Annotated in this window: 14 protein-coding genes; 7 read left to right on the top strand and 7 right to left on the bottom strand. The window is 60.4% G+C overall.

Annotation, left to right across the window (positions count from 1 at the left end; genetic code table 11):
• Positions 1-53 precede the first annotated feature (53 nt).
• The 5 genes from ASD83_RS07140 to ASD83_RS07120 form a co-directional block, all read right to left on the bottom strand.
• Positions 54-1112, bottom strand: coding sequence for an ABC transporter ATP-binding protein (locus ASD83_RS07140; RefSeq protein WP_056309200.1), 1059 nt, complete (start codon positions 1110-1112; stop codon positions 54-56).
• Between the two features lie 10 nt (positions 1113-1122).
• Entirely contained in the window at positions 1123-2001 is an 879-nt protein-coding gene (locus ASD83_RS07135) for a carbohydrate ABC transporter permease (RefSeq protein ID WP_056309969.1), read from the bottom strand.
• A gap of 30 nt (positions 2002-2031) precedes the next feature.
• The gene (locus tag ASD83_RS07130) at positions 2032-2925 is read right to left on the bottom strand and encodes a carbohydrate ABC transporter permease (protein WP_056309198.1); all 894 of its coding nucleotides are present in this window, start codon (positions 2923-2925) and stop codon (positions 2032-2034) included.
• A 157-nt stretch (positions 2926-3082) separates the two neighbouring features.
• Positions 3083-4384, bottom strand: a complete 1302-nt coding sequence (locus ASD83_RS07125; protein WP_056309196.1) for an ABC transporter substrate-binding protein — start codon at positions 4382-4384, stop codon at positions 3083-3085.
• A 91-nt stretch (positions 4385-4475) separates the two neighbouring features.
• Positions 4476-6146: an MGH1-like glycoside hydrolase domain-containing protein gene (locus tag ASD83_RS07120; RefSeq protein ID WP_082560997.1), complete on the bottom strand. Its 1671-nt coding sequence runs from the start codon at positions 6144-6146 to the stop codon at positions 4476-4478.
• Between the two features lie 550 nt (positions 6147-6696).
• On the opposite strand from ASD83_RS07120, the gene ASD83_RS07115 reads away from it, so the two are divergent.
• The 7 genes from ASD83_RS07115 (at position 6697) to ASD83_RS07085 (ending at position 14822) form a co-directional block, all read left to right on the top strand.
• Positions 6697-7680 (top strand): LacI family DNA-binding transcriptional regulator, encoded by a 984-nt coding sequence (locus ASD83_RS07115; protein WP_056309195.1) that lies wholly within the window; start codon positions 6697-6699, stop codon positions 7678-7680.
• Positions 7681-7778: 98 nt separating this feature from the next.
• Positions 7779-9059: an ABC transporter substrate-binding protein gene (locus tag ASD83_RS07110; protein WP_056309193.1), complete on the top strand. Its 1281-nt coding sequence runs from the start codon at positions 7779-7781 to the stop codon at positions 9057-9059.
• Positions 9060-9163: 104 nt separating this feature from the next.
• Positions 9164-10057 (top strand): carbohydrate ABC transporter permease, encoded by an 894-nt coding sequence (locus ASD83_RS07105; protein ID WP_056309191.1) that lies wholly within the window; start codon positions 9164-9166, stop codon positions 10055-10057.
• A complete protein-coding gene (locus ASD83_RS07100) occupies positions 10054-10866 on the top strand; it encodes a carbohydrate ABC transporter permease (RefSeq protein ID WP_056309189.1) in 813 nt (270 codons plus the stop codon). The genes ASD83_RS07105 and ASD83_RS07100 overlap by 4 nt, the downstream gene beginning before the upstream one ends.
• Positions 10867-10874: 8 nt before the next feature.
• A complete protein-coding gene (locus ASD83_RS07095) occupies positions 10875-13076 on the top strand; it encodes a glycoside hydrolase family 2 protein (protein WP_056309187.1) in 2202 nt (733 codons plus the stop codon).
• A 12-nt stretch (positions 13077-13088) separates the two neighbouring features.
• Positions 13089-14147, top strand: a complete 1059-nt coding sequence (locus tag ASD83_RS07090; RefSeq protein WP_056309185.1) for an ABC transporter ATP-binding protein — start codon at positions 13089-13091, stop codon at positions 14145-14147.
• Positions 14148-14375: 228 nt separating this feature from the next.
• The gene (locus ASD83_RS07085) at positions 14376-14822 is read left to right on the top strand and encodes an RrF2 family transcriptional regulator (protein ID WP_056309183.1); all 447 of its coding nucleotides are present in this window, start codon (positions 14376-14378) and stop codon (positions 14820-14822) included.
• On the opposite strand, the gene ASD83_RS07080 is transcribed toward ASD83_RS07085, so the two are convergent.
• Both ASD83_RS07080 and ASD83_RS07075 read right to left on the bottom strand, forming a co-directional pair.
• Complete coding sequence (locus tag ASD83_RS07080) at positions 14819-16126, bottom strand: NtaA/DmoA family FMN-dependent monooxygenase (RefSeq protein WP_056309181.1); 1308 nt, start codon at positions 16124-16126, stop codon at positions 14819-14821. The genes ASD83_RS07085 and ASD83_RS07080 overlap by 4 nt on opposite strands.
• A 21-nt stretch (positions 16127-16147) precedes the next feature.
• Positions 16148-16798: an NAD(P)-dependent oxidoreductase gene (locus ASD83_RS07075; protein WP_056309180.1), complete on the bottom strand. Its 651-nt coding sequence runs from the start codon at positions 16796-16798 to the stop codon at positions 16148-16150.

Below are 16798 nucleotides of genomic sequence, written 5' to 3'. Positions count from 1 at the left end.
AAACGGAGATTCCCGCTTTCGCGGGGATGACGCGGCGTCTGGGATCGGGAAGTTCACCCCAGCCGCAGCCCATCCCCATCGAAATAATGAGCTTCTTTCGAACTTACCCCCAGCGTGATGGGGTCGTGTATCTTGTACTGCGACTGCCCCGGCGCCTGCACCAGCAGCGTCTCGCCCGAAGCGACGCGCACATAGAGAAACACCTCGCTTCCCAGATATTCGACCAGCGAAATCGTCCCCTCAATGCGCAAATCGCCCGCGCCGCCGATGACAACCTGCTCCGGCCGCACCCCAATACTGATCGCTCCATCACTTCGAATGGCGTCCGGCAAGGGCAGGGTGCCCAGGCCCTTGATCTCCGCCTTGCCTCCCGCTGCCGTGCCCGCCAGCACATTCATCTTCGGCGAGCCAATAAACGTCGCGACAAACAGGTTCGCCGGCGCATTATAAAGCTCATAGGGCGTGCCGACCTGCTCGATCCTTCCGCGGTTGAGCACCACGATCCGCGTCGCCATGGTCATGGCCTCGACCTGATCATGCGTCACATAGATCATCGTCGTGCCCAAACGATTGTAAAGACCAGCCAATTCAACCCGCATCTGCACCCGCAGCTCGGCATCGAGGTTTGACAGCGGCTCGTCGAACAGGAACAATTGCGGCTCCCGCACAATCGCCCGCCCGATAGCCACGCGCTGCTTCTGCCCACCCGAAAGCTGCCGCGGCTTGCGCTCCAACAACTCCTCGATCCGCAGAATTCGCGCCGCCTCGGCCACGCGCCGCTCGATCTCTTGGCGCGGCATCTTGAGATTGAGGAGCCCAAAAGCCAGGTTCTTCCGCACGCTCATATGCGGATAGAGCGCATAGCTCTGAAACACCATCGACAGATTACGCTGGCTCGCCGGCAGGTCATTGACGATCCGGTCGCCAATGGCGATCGTCCCGTCGGTGATCTCTTCGAGCCCCGCAATCATCCGCAATAGCGTCGATTTTCCGCAGCCCGAAGGCCCGACCAGCACGAGAAATTCGCCCGAATTTACCGCCAGGTCGATGCCGTGAATGATCGGCACCTGCCCGTAGCTTTTGCGCACTTCCGAAAGGGTAACTGCAGCCATGGCAAAACTCCTACTTTAGCCCGCTCATGGCAATGCCGCGGATGATAAGTCTCTGGAAAATAATGAAGAACAGCAGGATCGGCAGGATCGAGAGGATCGACATGGCGAACATCGGACCATATTGGCTGACCCCGTCCGAGCTGATGAAACTCCGCAGCGCCAGCGGCACTGTGTAGTCCTCGATATTGTTGAGATAGACCAGCGGCCCGAGAAAATCCTCCCAGGTCCAGATGAACGAGAAGATCGCCGCCGTCGCCATCGCCGGCAGGCTCAGCGGCATGATGATGGCCCAATAGATCTTGAACGGCGAACACCCGTCGATCATCGCCGCTTCATCCAGTTCGCGCGGCAATTGCCGGAAAAACTGGATCATCAGAAAGATGAAGAAGGCATCGCCCGCCAGAAATCGCGGCACGATCAGCGGCAGATAGGTGTCCACCCAGCCAAGGTTCAAAAACAGCAGATATTGGGGAATAAGCACGACGTGATAGGGGATCATCAACGTCATCATCATCAACGCAAACCAGATGGTTTTCCCTGAAAACTCAAGCCGCGCAAAGGCATAGGCGGCAAACGAGCACGAGATGACATTGCCGATCACCGACAAGACGGTGACAACAGTCGAATTCCAGAAAAACCGCGTGAAACTGACGGGCAGGGCGTTCCACCCCGCCCAATAGTTCTGCCATTGGAACTCCCGCGGCCACAGCCCCAGATCGCCAAAAATCTGGTTATCGGGCTTGAGCGAACTCGCGAGCATCCACAGGAGCGGATAGATCATGATCAGCGAGGTCACGATCAAAAACACATGCTTCAGCAGCCCCGCCCGCTTGGCGCGCTTCGCCTTGGCCTCGCGATAGGCGCGGGCCACCTCGGCGGTACTGAGCATGGCAGGGGTAATGGTCGCCTCACTCATGGCTCAGCCCCTCTCGTTTTCATAGTGGACCCAATATTTCGAGGTCCAGAAGGCGATAGCGGTGAACAGAGCGATGATCAGCAGCAGCACCCAGGCCAGCGCCGAGGCATAGCCCATACGGAGGAACGCAAACGCCTCGTTGTAGAGATAGACCGTGAAAAACAAGAGGCTATCGAGCGGCGCCCCGGTCCCGCCGGAAATAATAAAGGCCCCCGAAAAGCTCTTGAATGCCTCGATCATCTGCAAGACGAGATTGAAGAAAATCACCGGCGCCAGGAGCGGAACGGTAATGGCGAAAAACTTCCGCACTGGCCCCGCCGCGTCGATCTCCGCTGCCTCATAAAGCTCCTGCGGAATGGCCCGCAGCCCCGCCAGAAAAATCAGCATGGGCGAGCCAAACTGCCAGATCGCCAGCACGATCAGCGTCCATAGCGAATAGCGCGGATCGCTCAGCCAATAGGGCCCATCGCCCCCAAAGAGCCGCAGCACCGAATTGATCACCCCGTCATAGTTGAAAAGCTGCCGCCAGAGGATCGCGACCGCAATCGATCCGCCGAGGATCGACGGCAGATAAAACAGCGCCCGATACCATCCGATGGCCCGAATACCCTTATCGAGCGCCATGGCCACACCCAGCGCGAAGATCAGCTTCAGCGGCACCGAAATGACCACGAACTGAAACGTCACCTGCAGCGCTTTCCAGAAGCGCTGGTCCATCTGGAACATGTAGGCGTAGTTGTCCAAGCCGATCCACTGCGGCGGCCGGACCACATTATATTTGGTAAAACTGAGATAGAGCGACGCCAGGATCGGCCCGATAGCGAGCAGGAAAAACCCGATCAGCCAGGGCAACAAAAAGGCATAGCCAGCGAAATTGCGTCTCAGGAATTTATGCATTCGCGTATCCCAGTAAGCCCCAGGTCCAGCACACCACATCTCCAGTAGACCTCATGGTGAGGTGCTTTGCGGAGCAAGGCCTCGAACCACGAGGGCGTGGCACAGCGCCAAAAAGAACACCCGCCGCCCCGGGGAAGAAGCGGCGGGCCTGTTCAGCCTAAGCGCGCGCCAGGATCGCCTTGGCCTGATTGAGGAAGTCCGTCGCCACTTCCGGAATGCTCCGCTCCCCGAGGAGAACCGACACAGCCAGACGCTCAAAAGTCTGCTCCACTTCGGCTGACCCGCTCGGCGGCGGCGCAGTCAGCGGCGCCGTCTTGCCCTGAATCCGATCGAAGAACTCCACCGACACCTTTTCGGCCGCCGACAGGTTCGGCTCCAGCGCCGCGCGCACGTCCGAATTCGACGGAATGCCGCGCTCAAGTCCCAGCACCGTCGTCATCTCAAGGTCGTTCACAAACGCGCTCATATAGGCCGTCGCCGCCTCAGGATTTTTGCTGTCGCGCGTCAAACACACGAACTGGCTGGGCTGGATCACCGAGCCGGGGATCATCTCGGGCGTATTGGGGTAAACCGCCGCCCCCAGCGCATCCTGCATCAGCCCCTGCACGCCAACGAGTTGGTTGCTCCAGAGATAAGACATCGCCGATTTGCCGGTGACGACGCCAAGCTGGCTCAGTTCCGAAACGCCCGCCAGCGCCGCCGATTCCGGCCCCGGAGGCGTACCACCCGCATCGCGGATCGCGGCCCAGGTGCTCCAATATTCCTCGACGATGTCCTGCGTCGGACCATAGGAGCCGTCCTCATTGTAGAGGTTGGCACCCTTCTGCACGGTGAAATCCGAAAAATTCTGATAGTCGGCGGTGTTGTCGTCGGTGCCGGCAACCCCGGTCGCTTCCTTGATTGCCGCCGCGAATTCTTTCAGCTCATCATAGGTGTAGGCATAGGGATCGAACGTCTCGCCGACCTTGATTCCTGCTTCTTCAAAGAGCCGGGTATTGAAAACCGCCATATGCGAATTCGCGCCGATCGAGAGCGCATAGAACTTGCCGTCCACCGTACCGGCATCGATGGCGCTCTGGTCCATCTTCGAAATATCGAGGCTTTTCCCGACAAAATCGTCGAGCGGCACCACGGCGCCATTGGCGATATATTCAAACAGCACGCCATAACCCTGCTGGATCACGTCGGGCATATTGCCGCCGGCAATCTGCGTTGTCAGCTTGGTGAAATAGTCGGCAAAGCCCAGCGTTTCGCCCGAAACCTTCACGCCCGGCGTCTTGCCGTTATAGATGTCGATCACGGCAAAGGTGCGCTTGTCGCGCTCCGGATTGCCCCACCAGAAGTGGCGCACGGCGGTGTCCTGCGCAAAGGCAGGCTGCCCAAAGGCGCTGAAGACGGCGACTGAGCCGGCAAAGCCGGCCGATGTGTGCAGGAACTGCCTGCGGTTGAATTTGCTCATGGTTTCCTCCCGGTATGAGCGACGTACGTCAGAACTGAATGCATTTTTTGTTTCTGCATCCTCGAAGCCAATCCCCGCCAATTGCCTCCAATCAATAGGTGGGGTGGGTCAGCCGCGAAGGTTTTTGTCGTGTGAAGGCGCCGTGCTCCAGCGCCAGCACTTCATTAGGTCCAATGGAAAAATCGAGCCGCGCCCCGTCGATCTCCAGCGCCCCGGTAATCGTGGGCACACTCATCCCGATCAGCGCTTCGACCTTGCCCGCCCGGTCCGTCACCACGCGCACACCCTTCGGCGCCGAAAACAGCGGCTGCCCATCGCGGAAAACGCGCAGGGTCACGCCGTCATTGACCATCTCAAACCTCTGCCCATCCACCACCCGCGCATAGGCGGTGGCGTGGCTGATATCCCGATGCTCGATCTGATAGGGGGTGAGCCCGGTGAACCACAGCACCCCCTCCGGCCGCGGCAAAATCCCCGTCAGCCGCTCGATAAAATCAAGCAGACACAGGATGCTGGGCGAATAGACCTCGGTAAAACCCATCGCGCCGTTGAACGGGTTGATCGTCTGCGCAAACCGCTCGCCCCGGAACAGCGCCGAGAGCACCGGCTGCATCATCCAGGTCAGCTCCACATGCCGCCCATGATGCTCAAAAGCGTGCGCCGCCCGGATCAGCGTCAAAAAGTTCGTCGGCCCACACCAGCTATTGTAGTCAAACGCCGGATCGAACCGCGGATCGTCGAGAGCAATCGAGGTGAACGGATATTTCGCAAAGAATTTCCGCGTATTGAGCAGATACCGGCTGAGGGCCTCGGCGAAAAACGACTCGTCGCCAACCTCGCAGGCCAATACCCGCAGCAGCACGTCCGATTGCACGCGAATGAACTGGTCGTTGCGGTCCCGATCGTAGAAAAATCCATCTTCGGCATCAAAGCATTGCTCAAATAGCGCCGTCCGGCTCGCTTCCGCCTTGGCGCGCCAGGCGCCGCCATCTTCGCCCAACTCCTCGGCCATCAGCGCCAGATAGTCCCGCTGGCAGGCGACATTGGCCGTCAGGTCAGGCGCAATGAACGGCAGCACCGGATTGTCAGTCCGATACCGCTTGGGGTCATTCCCCTCCGGCGAATCCGGTACATGCCAGAACCGCGCCGAAAGATCGTGCCCCGTGTCGAAAGCACAAAACGCCTCGACGGCACCCGTCCGTCGCGTGTCGCGCCAACGCGCCAGCCAAGCATCGTTCCGCCCCATCGCCACATAGAGCTTTGCGAGATAATCCCGATCCCGCCCATTGAGCAAAAAATGGTTCCAGACCGACCGCGCCAGCGGCGTCACCGTCTGGATCTGCGAAAAGACCGGCCCGTTCTGCGTCAGCTTATAGGGAAAAAGCCCATCCTCGCGCTGGTGCCGCGCAAAGCCTGCAAAGGTGTCGCCGGCCACCTTGGGAATAAACCGCGACAACAGTTCGGCATTGATCGTGCCCGTGCTTTCGAGCCAGCAGCCATAATAAATGCCACCCTCATTGAGGATCGGCGCCGCGCCAGCCGTCGGCTTGATACACGACACCAACTCCCGCACCGCATCGCCAAAGCGCTGCTCCATGGCGGATGAACTGGCAACGAACGCGACGCCTGAGCCGGCAAATTCATCGAGCGCCGATTGCGCATGGTCCGATGTCGCCGGGGCCACGACCTTGGGTGCGCGCAGCCGCGCCAGCAGCGTTTCCGCCACCGGCACTCCCCCGCTTACGCCAAGCGCTTCGGCCATTTCGACAATCCTCCCCACTGCGCAAAGGCAGCAAACTGTCCCGGTATGCCGGGATCGCAATGAGATCGGAGGTTGGGGGAGAAAATGACCGTCCCGCCAACCGCGACCGCACGGTTGAGATCCTGATGGGACATCCAGAAGGCCGATACGAGCATCTGTCCGTGTTTGGTTCGGTCAGACAGACGACGTACCGCGTAGCGCGCGCTTCACCACATACCCTGGCTGGGCCCTTGGGCCCATGACGCGTCTCCGGCCGATCCTGGGGGATTGGTCCCACAAAGATGCCGACACTGTGCAGACGAGCGACACATTCTGTCAACTCGATTTCGCGAAGCGCCAGGAATTGTCGATTTCTATGTTTTATATCAGCGACTTAAGACTTTTCGTCTACCATACAAGAATCGTGCGGCCTTGATCGGGCCTGCCCGTAATCCATGCAAAGGCGAGGCGGATTGGCGGGGCAGGGCCGGCGATGACGGTGGCGTAGTTTGCCTTCCCCCGCACGCAGCCCGTTGACCGCCGGGCTTTTGCCCATATAGCTTCCGCCCCCATGGTCACTCTCAAGGAAATCGCAGCGGCAGTGGGCGTTTCGAGCGCTACGGTTTCGCGCGTGCTCAATTACGACACCACGCTGTCGATCTCCAACCGCAAGCGCCAGGCCATCATCGAAACGGCCGAAAAGCTCAACTATGCGACGCCGCGCAATCGCAACCGCGCCAATGTCCAGGGCCTCACCAAGCTCGCCCTCGTGCATTTCCTGCGCCCCGAGCAGGAACTGGTCGATCCCTATTACGTCGCCCTGCGCCTCGGCATCGAAAGCCGCTGCGCCGCGCTGAAAATCGAAACGGTAAAAGTTTACCACACCGACGCCAAGCCCGATGCCGGCCTCCTGCAAAGCGCCTCCGGCGTCATCGCCATCGGCCGGCACGACGAAGACGAGGTCGAATGGCTCCAGCGCCATGCGCGCCAGCTGGTCTTTGCCGATCACGCCCCGCCCGACGATCAGATCGACTCGGTGCAGGCCGACCTCCGCTACGCGATGGAAAAGCTGCTGCAATCCCTCGCCAATCTCGGCTATCGGCGCATCGCCTATATCGGCTGGGGCGATCGTCGCGCCCAGGCTTTCGTGCAGTGGATGACCAAAAACGGCTGGTTCGACGACCGCATGTTCCGCTCGGGCGACAATACCGAGCAGGGCGGCTATCGCCTGACCAAGGAAATTTTCAGCGAAAAACGCCCGCCCGACGCCATCATAACCTTCAACGACTCCATGGCCATCGGCGCCTATCGCGCCATTCACGAAATGGGCCTCTCCATTCCCAACGATATCGGGGTCGCCAGTTTTAACGACATTTCGGTCGCCCAATTCCTCAATCCGCCGCTCACCACGGTGCGTCTTCCGGCCGAAGAAATCGGCGAAGGGGCGGTGGAATTGCTGCTTGAACGCGTCGGTGGCCGGGAAATCGCCAAGCAGATTACCCTGGCGTCCAAGCTGGTCTGGCGTGGCAGTACGCGCCAACCCCTTGAAAAATAACGCAGTAAAAATTTACTGAAATTATTGCGTACCGCGATTTATGCGGTTACTGTCTTGCCTATGGGTGTGGAGGAAACACCCGCTAGGGAGGAATTGCAATGACCCGTTTGTCCATGGGCTGGAAGCGCGCGACCGCTGTGGCGCTCGCCAGCGTCAGCCTGTTCAGCGTTGCCGCCGCTTCGGCATCTGCAGGTGAAATCTCGGTCTGGGTGTGGGATAAGGCCTTCAACGGCGACACCATGCGCGAGGCTGGTGCCATTTACACCGCCGCGCATCCTGAAACGACGTTCAACGTCGACGATACCGCCAGCCAGGACGATATCCGCGCCAAGCTACAGACCCAGCTTCTCGCCGGCAGCACCGAAGGTCTGCCCGATATCGTGCTGATCCAGGACGATATCGCCCAAAAATATCTCCAGTCCTTCCCCGGCGCTTTCGAGCCGCTGTCGGACTCGATCGATATGTCGGTTTTCGCGCCCTACAAGGTCGCGGCCGCCACGCACGATGGCAAATCCTACTCCGTGCCCTTCGATTCCGGCGTGACCGGTCTCTTCTATCGCTCGGACTACCTCGAAGAGGCCGGCTTCAAGGCCGCCGATCTCGAAAACATCACCTGGGACCGTCTCGTCGAGATCGGTACCGAAGTGAAGGCCAAGACCGGCAAGCAGTTGCTCGATCTCGACCTCAACGATACCGGCGTCATCCGCATGATGATGCAGTCTGCCGGCGACTGGTACTTCAACGCCGACGGCAGCCTCCATATCACCGACAACGCCGCCCTCAAGAAGGCGCTCGAAACCTACGCCAAATTCTACCAGGCTGACCTCGTCAAGCCGGTGTCCGGCTGGGCCGAATATACCGGCGCGTTCACTGGCGGCGAAGTTGCCGTGGTTCCTGTCGGCGTCTGGATCACCGCCACCATCAAGGCCAATGCCGATCAGTCCGGCAAGTGGGGCGTCGCCCCCATTCCGCGCCTCGATATGGAAGGCTCGGTCAACGCCTCCAACCAGGGCGGTTCCAGCTGGTTCCTCCTGTCCTCCTCGGACAACAAGGAAGAAGCCATCGACTTCTTCAAGACCGTTTGGGCTGGCGACAAGGATTTCTACCAGGACATCCTGATCAAGCGCGGTGCCGTCGGCTCGCTCCTCTCTGCCCGTGAAGGCGATGCCTACAAGGCCTCCGACGAGTTCTTCGGCGGCGCTCCGGTGTGGCAGAATTTCTCCACCTGGCTCGGCCAGATCCCAAGCGTCGATTACGGCACCTTCACCGCCGAAGTCGATTCCGCCGTGCAGGCCCAGCTCCCCACGATCATCCAGGGTGGCGACATTGACGCGGCCCTCCAGGCGATCAACGATCAGGCCACCCAGCAGATGCAGTAATGCATAGGGAGAGGCGGGCTCCGGCCCGCCTTTCCGCTCCGGCGCCGGTCTCTGGCACCGGGGCATGTCTGCACTATTGACGCGACGGCACCGGGGAGAGGTGAATGGCACAGGCGCGACTGGCTCGCAGGGAGCATATTACGGGTTGGGCTTTCATCGCCCCCGCCCTGATCCTTCTGGGATTGTTCATGATCTACCCGATCGTCTGGTCGCTCTGGATGAGCTTTCAGGTCGGCAAGGGCATGAACCTCAGCTTTGGCGGCTTTGCCAATATCGTGCGGCTCACCAAGGACCCGGTCTTCCTCCGCGCGCTCGGCAACACCTTCACCTTCTTCATCTTCCAGGTGCCGATCATGATCGTGCTGGCGCTGCTTTTCGCAGTCGCCCTCAACGACGCCACATTGAAATTCCGCGGCTTTTTCCGCACCGCCATTTTCCTGCCCTGCGCCACCTCGCTCATTGCCTATTCCACCGTCTTCAAGTCGATGTTCGCCATCGATGGCGTGGTCAATCAGACCCTGATGGCGCTCCACATCATCGGCGGCCCCATTTCCTGGCTTGGCGACCCCTTCTGGGCCAAGGTCCTGATCATCATGGCGATCACCTGGCGCTGGACCGGGTACAATATGATCTTCTATCTGGCGGCCCTGCAAAATATCGACCGCTCGATCTACGAGGCGGCGCGTATCGATGGCGTCCCCGCCTGGGCCCGGTTCTGGTACATCACCATCCCCATGCTCAAGCCGGTGATCCTTTTCACCACCGTGATTTCAACCATCGGCACGCTGCAACTCTTCGATGAAGTGGCCAACCTGACCGCCGGCACCGGTGGCCCCTCGGATTCGACGCTGACCCTCTCGCTCTACATTTACAACCTCACCTTCAAGTTCATGCCCAGCTTCGGCTATTCGGCAACCGTGTCCTGGGTGATCGTGGTGCTGGTCGGCATCCTGAGCTTCCTGCAGTTCCTCGTCGCCCGCGATCGGAAGCCCTCATGACCCTCGCTCTGGTTCGCCGCGGCATTGTCTATCTGCTGCTCTCCATCGCCGCCTTCGTCTCGATCTTTCCGTTTTACTGGATGGTGGTCGGTGCCAGTAACACCTCTGCGGACATCATCCGCGGCAAGACCTCGCTCGGCTCGGCGCTTCTCACCAATGCCACGGCCTTTTTCACCCAAGTCGATGCCGTGCGCATTTTCTGGAATTCGGGCGTCATCGCCGTGGTCGCCACCGTGCTGACGCTGGCGATTTCCTCGCTGGCCGGCTACGGCTTCGAAATGTTCCGCTCGCGCGTCCGCGAGCGCATTTTCGGCTTCCTGCTGCTGCTGCTGTCCGTGCCCTTCGCGGCCATGATGGTGCCGCTCTTTGTGATGTTCAGCCAGGCCAAGCTCGTCAACACCTTCGCGGCCGTCATCCTGCCAACGGTCGCCTCGATCTTCATCATTTTCTATTTCCGCCAGACCACCAAGGCCTTCCCCACCGAGCTGCGCGACGCCGCCAAGATCGATGGCCTCAAGGAATGGCAGATCTTCCTCTTCGTCTATCTGCCGGTCATGCGCTCGACCTATGCCGCGGCAACGATCATCGTCTTCATGGCTAACTGGAACAATTATCTCTGGCCGCTGGTGGTCCTACAGACCGCCGAGAACAAGACCATCACGCTGATCCTTTCGGGTCTGACCGCAGCATACACCCCCGATTACGGTCTCATCCTCTTCGGCACGGTCCTCGCCACGCTGCCCACTATTCTCATTTTCTTCCTGCTCCAGCGCCGCTTCGTCGAAGGCATGCTGGGCGCCGTTAAGTAGAACCCATTATGCGCCCTCTGATCGATTTCAATTCCGACTGGCTCTTCGAAGGCAAGGACAGCGTTCGTCTGCCCCACAATGCGGTGGAGCTGCCCTTCTCCTATTTCGACGAAAAGGCCTATCAGCGCGAATTCACCTACGAAAAGCGCTTTAACGCCGATCCAAGCTGGCAGGGCAGGGAGGTCTCCGTTGTCTTCGACGGCGCCATGGCCAATTCCCGCGTCTATCTCAACGGCGAGGAAATCGCCGCCCATAAGGATGGCTACACTCCCTTCGAAGGCCGCCTGACGGGTCTCCTCAAGCAAGGCGAAAACGTCCTCAAAGTCATCATCGACGGCAGCGAAAACCCCGCCATCCCGCCCTTCGGCGGCCAGATCGATTATCTCACCTATGCCGGCCTCTATCGCGAAGCCTGGCTGCGCGTCACCTCCAGCATTTTCGTCGGCAACGGCAAGATCGAGACGCCCAATGTCCTCGCCGACAAAAAGTCCGTCCGCGCCCGCATCGATCTCAGCAATCCGCAAAACCAGCCGCTCTCCGGCACGCTGATCGCGACCCTTAAGGACGCTTCGGGCAAGGTGATCGCCACCACCGACGCCGCCATATCAGGGGCCTCGGTGGACATTGCCTTCGACAATCTCACTGGCATCACCCTCTGGGACCTCAAAACCCCCGCGCTCTATACGCTCGACGTCACCATCGACACATCAGCCGGTCAGGACACTGCAAGCTTCCGCTTTGGCTTCCGCAGCGCCGAATTCACCGCCGATGGCTTCAAGCTCAACGGCAAATTGCTCAAACTCCGTGGTCTTAACCGCCACCAGTCCTTCCCCTATGTCGGCTACGCCCTCGGAAAATCCGCCCAGGTGCAGGATGCCGAAATCCTGAAACACCAGCTCAAGCTCAACATGGTGCGCACCTCGCACTATCCCCAGAGCCACTATTTCCTCGACCGCTGCGACGAACTCGGCCTGCTCGTGTTCGAAGAAATCCCTGGCTGGCAGCATATCGGTCCCGCCGCGTGGAAGGACGAATCCGTCGAAAACGTCCGCCGCATGATCACCCGCGACTGGAACCACCCCTCCATCGTCATCTGGGGCGTCCGCATCAACGAAAGCCAGGACGACCACGATTTCTACCTGCGCACCAACAAGCTCGCCCGCGAACTCGACCCCACCCGCCAGACCGGCGGCGTCCGCTACATCACCGATAGCGAGCTGCTCGAAGACGTTTACACCATGAACGACTTCATCCTCGGCAACGAGGAATGGGGCGGCAATCGCCCGCGCACGCCGCTCCGCCCGCAGCAGGAAGTGACGGGCCTTGATCGCGTCGTGCCCTATATGATCACCGAATATGGTGGGCACATGTACCCCACCAAGATCTATGATCAGGAACAGCGCCAGGCCGAGCACGTTCGTCGCCATCTCGACGTGATGAACGCCGCCTATGGCGATCCGCAGATCGCCGGCTGCATCGGCTGGTGCGCCTTCGACTACAATACCCACAAGGACTTTGGCTCTGGCGACCGCCTCTGCCACCACGGCGTCATGGACATGTTCCGCGAGCCCAAATTCGCCGCCTTCGCCTATGCCAGCCAGTGCGAGCCCGAGGATGAAGTCATCCTGAAACCCGTCACCTTCTGGGCCCGCGGCGAGCGCAATATCGGCGGCGTCCTGCCGCTCATTATCCTCACCAATTGCGACGAGGTCGAACTGGCCTATGGCCAGAACGCCCCCAAGCGTTTCCGCCCCGATCGCGACGCCTATCCCCATCTCCCCCACGCCCCGGTCATCATCAAGCGCGAAGACCTGACCGATGAAGAACTCGGCCTCTGGGGCATGTCCTGGGAAGACGCCACGATTACCGGCTATGTGAAGGGCGCGGTCGTCAAAACCGTAAAGTTCATCTCCGACCCCATCGCCACCGAACTTCAGGTCACCCCCGATCACACCGAACTCTCGGGCGAAGCCGATACCGTTCGCGTCATGGTCCGGGCGCTCGATCAGTCGGGCAAGAAGCTGCCCTTCTTCCCCGAGCCGGTCTCCATCGAAGTCTCGGGCGCCGCCGAGCGCCTCGGTCCCGGCCTCGTGCCGCTGCGCGGTGGCGCCACCGGCTTCTGGCTGCGCACCACCGGCAAAGGCCCGATCACTGTCACCGTCACCAATGAGCGGCTTGGCCGCACCGTCACCACTCTCACCGCGCTCTGAGGAACAGTCAGCATGTCCGGCTTGAAACTACGCAATGTGAAGAAGTCCTTCGGCTCGGTGCACGTGATCAAGGGTGTCGATCTCGACATCGAAGATAAGCAGTTCGTGGTCTTTGTCGGCCCCTCGGGCTGCGGCAAGTCCACTCTTCTGCGCATGATTGCCGGGCTCGAACAGATTTCCTCGGGTGATCTCTTCATCGGCGACAAACGCATGAACGATGTCGATCCCGCCCAGCGCGGCATCGCCATGGTCTTCCAGTCCTACGCGCTCTACCCGCATATGACCGTCCGCGAAAACATGGGCTTTGCGCTGCGCTTTGCCGGTGCGCCCAAGGAAGAAATCGCCACGCGCGTCGCCGAAGCCGCTCGCATTCTCGAACTCGGCGCCTTGCTCGACCGCAAGCCCGGCCAACTCTCCGGCGGCCAGCGCCAGCGTGTCGCCATCGGTCGGGCCATTGTCCGCCACCCCGATGTGTTCCTCTTTGACGAACCGCTGTCCAACCTCGACGCGGAACTCCGCGTCCATATGCGCATCGAAATCGCGCGGCTCCATAAGGAGCTCAACACCACCATCATCTACGTCACCCACGATCAGGTCGAAGCCATGACCCTCGCCGACAAGATCGTGGTGCTGCGCGATGGCGTCATCGAACAGGCCGGCTCGCCGTTGGACCTCTATGATGACCCGGACAATCTCTTCGTCGCCGGCTTCATCGGCTCGCCCAAAATGAACCTCCTCGCCGGCACCGCCGAAGCCGGCGGCATTCGTCTTGCCGATTTCCCCGAGCAGCTCGTTCCCTCGCCCGTCGCCGTGCCCGCCGGCACTGCGGTCACCGTCGGCATTCGCCCCGAGCATTTCGATCCCACCGGCTCCGCCGCCCTCGAAACCACAGTCGAAATCATCGAACACCTCGGCGGCGAAACCTACGCCTATGCCCGCGGCGCCGGCTCCAGCCTTCTCACGCTCGCCACCGACAACAACCGCACCCTCAAAACCGGCGAACGCTACCAGGCAAGGTTCAACCCCGCCTCGCTCCTCGTCTTCGGGCAGGACGGCAAGCGCCTGCGCTGATCGCTCGGCAAGCCAGGGTCGAGAGATGTTTCATGGGGCGCGCACGGTTTCAGCACCGTTTTCGCATTAACCCCGTCAACGCCACGCTCAACGGCAACAGTCTGCTAACCGATTAGGGGCGGAAACTACCCAATTTCGGGCCATTGTGCCTCTTGTTAAGAAGATTGATCGACTTTATCTACCAACTGCGCGAAAATTTCGCGCAGCTTGAAGAATGGTCGGTTCGCTATGCTCACCAACAAGGGCAAATATGGTCTGAAAGCCCTGGGTCACCTGTCCGGCGTAAAGCCCGGCGATCTGGCCATGGTCGGCGACATCGCCGCGACCAATAACATCCCCAAAAAATTCCTCGACGCCATCCTCTCCGAGCTGCGCAATGCCGGCTTCGTCTACTCGCGCAAAGGCAAGTATGGCGGCTACTATCTTGCTCGCCCGCCTGAAGAAATCATGATCGGCCACGTCGTCCGCGTGCTCGACGGACCGCTGGCACCGATCCCCTGCGCCAGCAAAACCCGCTACCAGCCCTGCGCCGATTGCGACATCGAAACCTGCCGCGTCCGCAAGCTGATGTTCAACGTCCGCAATGCCATTGCCGAAGTTTTGGACAATACCAGCCTCGCCGACATGCAGGCCGCCGGCGGCATCGAGACCATCAGCAACGATCTCGTCGCCTAGTCGGGGTACGGCAGACCATAACGGTCGCGGATGGTTTTTCCTTCATATTCAGTGGGATAGACACCGCGATCCTGCAGGATCGGCACGACCTGATCGACGAATTCCTCGATATCATCCGGCGCCCGCGGCGGTTGAAGCGTATAGCCATCCACCGTCCCATCGGCCCAAAGGTCGATGATCTGGTCCGCCACCTCTTCCGCCGTACCCAGCACCAACCGGTGATGCCCTTCAGAGCGCCGCACCGCTTCCCGAGCCGTCAGCTTTTCGTGGGCCAGAAGGTCCGAAAGTCCGAGCCCCATGCCCACGGCCATCACGCGGTTCGGATCAGGAATAAACCTTTCCGCATCAAGCACTTCATCGGGATCGAACGTGTCGGGATCGAACCCGTTTTCCCGAATGAAGCGCCTGAGTAGACCGTCTTCCGACCCCGCGCCACTGAACAGTTCATGCTTGCGCAAAGCCTCCTCGCGCGTCTCCCCGACAATGGCGACAAGACCCGGAACGATGCGGATTTCCGAAGTGTCGCGCCCGACTTCCTTAGCGCGATCGAAGACTTTCTTGCGAAAAGCCTGCCCGGCGGGTCGCGAGAGAATGTTGCAGTAAATGATCTCGCCATGTCGCGCCGCCAGGTCTATCCCGCCCTCCGAGGCCCCGGCCTGGGCAATCACCGGATGACCCTGCGGCCCTCGCGGCACATTGAGCGGGCCTTTGACCGAGAAATAATCTCCAACATGATCAATGGCTTGCGCCTCGCTTGCGTCCCAGAAACGCTCCGGCGGCACCTCACCCCCGCGCCGCGGATCCCAACTCGCCCAAAGTTTCTTGGCGACATCGAGAAACTCGGTCGCCTTGGCATAGCGCACGTCGCGCGGCGGCAGCGGCTCGCTCCCAAAATTGGCGGCAACGGCCGGATTGAACGAGGAGACGATATTGATGATCAGTCGCCCAGCCGAAATGATATCGGTCGATTGCGTCCGCCGCGCCAGATTGTAGGGCGAATTATAGGTCGATGACATGGTCGCGACGAAGCCGATATCGGGCACCTGCGCGGCCAGCGCGGTCACGAGGATCAGCGGGTCGATCGTATGAAACGGCCGGCCGTTCGGGTCCGTCATCAGCGCGGGATGATCCGAAAAGAAGACGGAGTCGAAGCGCCCGCGATGAGCAAGCTGGGTGAGGCGCAAATAGTAGGCGGGATCAGTAATTTCCTCGCGCGTCCCCGTGCGATATTTCCAGGCTGTACCGAGATATCCGGTCGTGTTGATGCCGACATTGAGATTGAGCCGGCGCTTGTAATTGGTCATGTCAAAGTCCTGGAAACCGGCTCAATAGGCCGCTGTGAAGCGGCGACGGATGAAGCGGCCCTGTTCGAGTTCATCGAGAATGGCGACCGCAAAATCCGCCTCCGAAATCCGGCTATTGCCTTCGGCATCGCGGAGCAGCTGGTCCTCGCCGAGGCGGAATTTTCCGGTGCGCTCGCCCGCCTTGATGTCGAGCGGCGGCGACACATAGGTCCAGTCGAGGTCATATTCGCCCCGCTTGAGGGAGCGCAGAATCTCGCGATTGCGCAGCGTATGCGCCTTGTGGCCGGCGGGATAAAAATCGCTGTCGACCACATCGACGCCAGGGCTAGCCTCAAGGCTGCCAACGCCTCCGACAAGGATCAGCCGCTTCACCCCACCGCGCTTGATGCCTTCAAAGAGCGATTCATGAGCGCGGCGGATGATCTCGGCCGCTTCCTCTGCCGAGTACTTCCGGAGGCCGGGGCTATAGGCAGAGATCACCGCATCGTGGCCGGAGACGATCCTCGCGACCGCCTCGGTATCGGCCAGATCGGCCGTCAGCGTGGTAAGATTAGGCTCCGCATCAAGCGGGCTGGAATTGGTCACGGCAGTCACGCGAAGGCCGCGAGCCAGCGCTTCCTTGCGGATATTGCTGCCGATATTGCCGGAGGCGCCAAAGACGACGATGGACAT

This window comes from Devosia sp. Root685, from assembly GCF_001427875.1.
GTDB lineage: Bacteria > Pseudomonadota > Alphaproteobacteria > Rhizobiales > Devosiaceae > Devosia.
Note: the sequence above shows the minus strand (reverse complement) of the source record. Positions and strands in the feature narration are given on the sequence as shown.

Excerpts from the sequence above, each read along its gene's own strand:
- ASD83_RS07140 (WP_056309200.1), bottom strand. The coding sequence starts at position 1,112 with ATGGCTGCAGTTACCCTTTCGGAAGTGCGCAAAAGCTACGGGCAGGTG.
- ASD83_RS07135 (WP_056309969.1), bottom strand. The coding sequence starts at position 2,001 with ATGCTCAGTACCGCCGAGGTGGCCCGCGCCTATCGCGAGGCCAAGGCG.
- ASD83_RS07130 (WP_056309198.1), bottom strand. The coding sequence starts at position 2,925 with ATGCATAAATTCCTGAGACGCAATTTCGCTGGCTATGCCTTTTTGTTG.
- ASD83_RS07125 (WP_056309196.1), bottom strand. The coding sequence starts at position 4,384 with ATGAGCAAATTCAACCGCAGGCAGTTCCTGCACACATCGGCCGGCTTT.
- ASD83_RS07120 (WP_082560997.1), bottom strand. The coding sequence starts at position 6,146 with ATGGCCGAAGCGCTTGGCGTAAGCGGGGGAGTGCCGGTGGCGGAAACG.
- ASD83_RS07115 (WP_056309195.1), top strand. The coding sequence starts at position 6,697 with ATGGTCACTCTCAAGGAAATCGCAGCGGCAGTGGGCGTTTCGAGCGCT.
- ASD83_RS07110 (WP_056309193.1), top strand. The coding sequence starts at position 7,779 with ATGACCCGTTTGTCCATGGGCTGGAAGCGCGCGACCGCTGTGGCGCTC.
- ASD83_RS07105 (WP_056309191.1), top strand. The coding sequence starts at position 9,164 with ATGGCACAGGCGCGACTGGCTCGCAGGGAGCATATTACGGGTTGGGCT.
- ASD83_RS07100 (WP_056309189.1), top strand. The coding sequence starts at position 10,054 with ATGACCCTCGCTCTGGTTCGCCGCGGCATTGTCTATCTGCTGCTCTCC.
- ASD83_RS07095 (WP_056309187.1), top strand. The coding sequence starts at position 10,875 with ATGCGCCCTCTGATCGATTTCAATTCCGACTGGCTCTTCGAAGGCAAG.
- ASD83_RS07090 (WP_056309185.1), top strand. The coding sequence starts at position 13,089 with ATGTCCGGCTTGAAACTACGCAATGTGAAGAAGTCCTTCGGCTCGGTG.
- ASD83_RS07085 (WP_056309183.1), top strand. The coding sequence starts at position 14,376 with ATGCTCACCAACAAGGGCAAATATGGTCTGAAAGCCCTGGGTCACCTG.
- ASD83_RS07080 (WP_056309181.1), bottom strand. The coding sequence starts at position 16,126 with ATGACCAATTACAAGCGCCGGCTCAATCTCAATGTCGGCATCAACACG.
- ASD83_RS07075 (WP_056309180.1), bottom strand. The coding sequence starts at position 16,798 with ATGTCCATCGTCGTCTTTGGCGCCTCCGGCAATATCGGCAGCAATATC.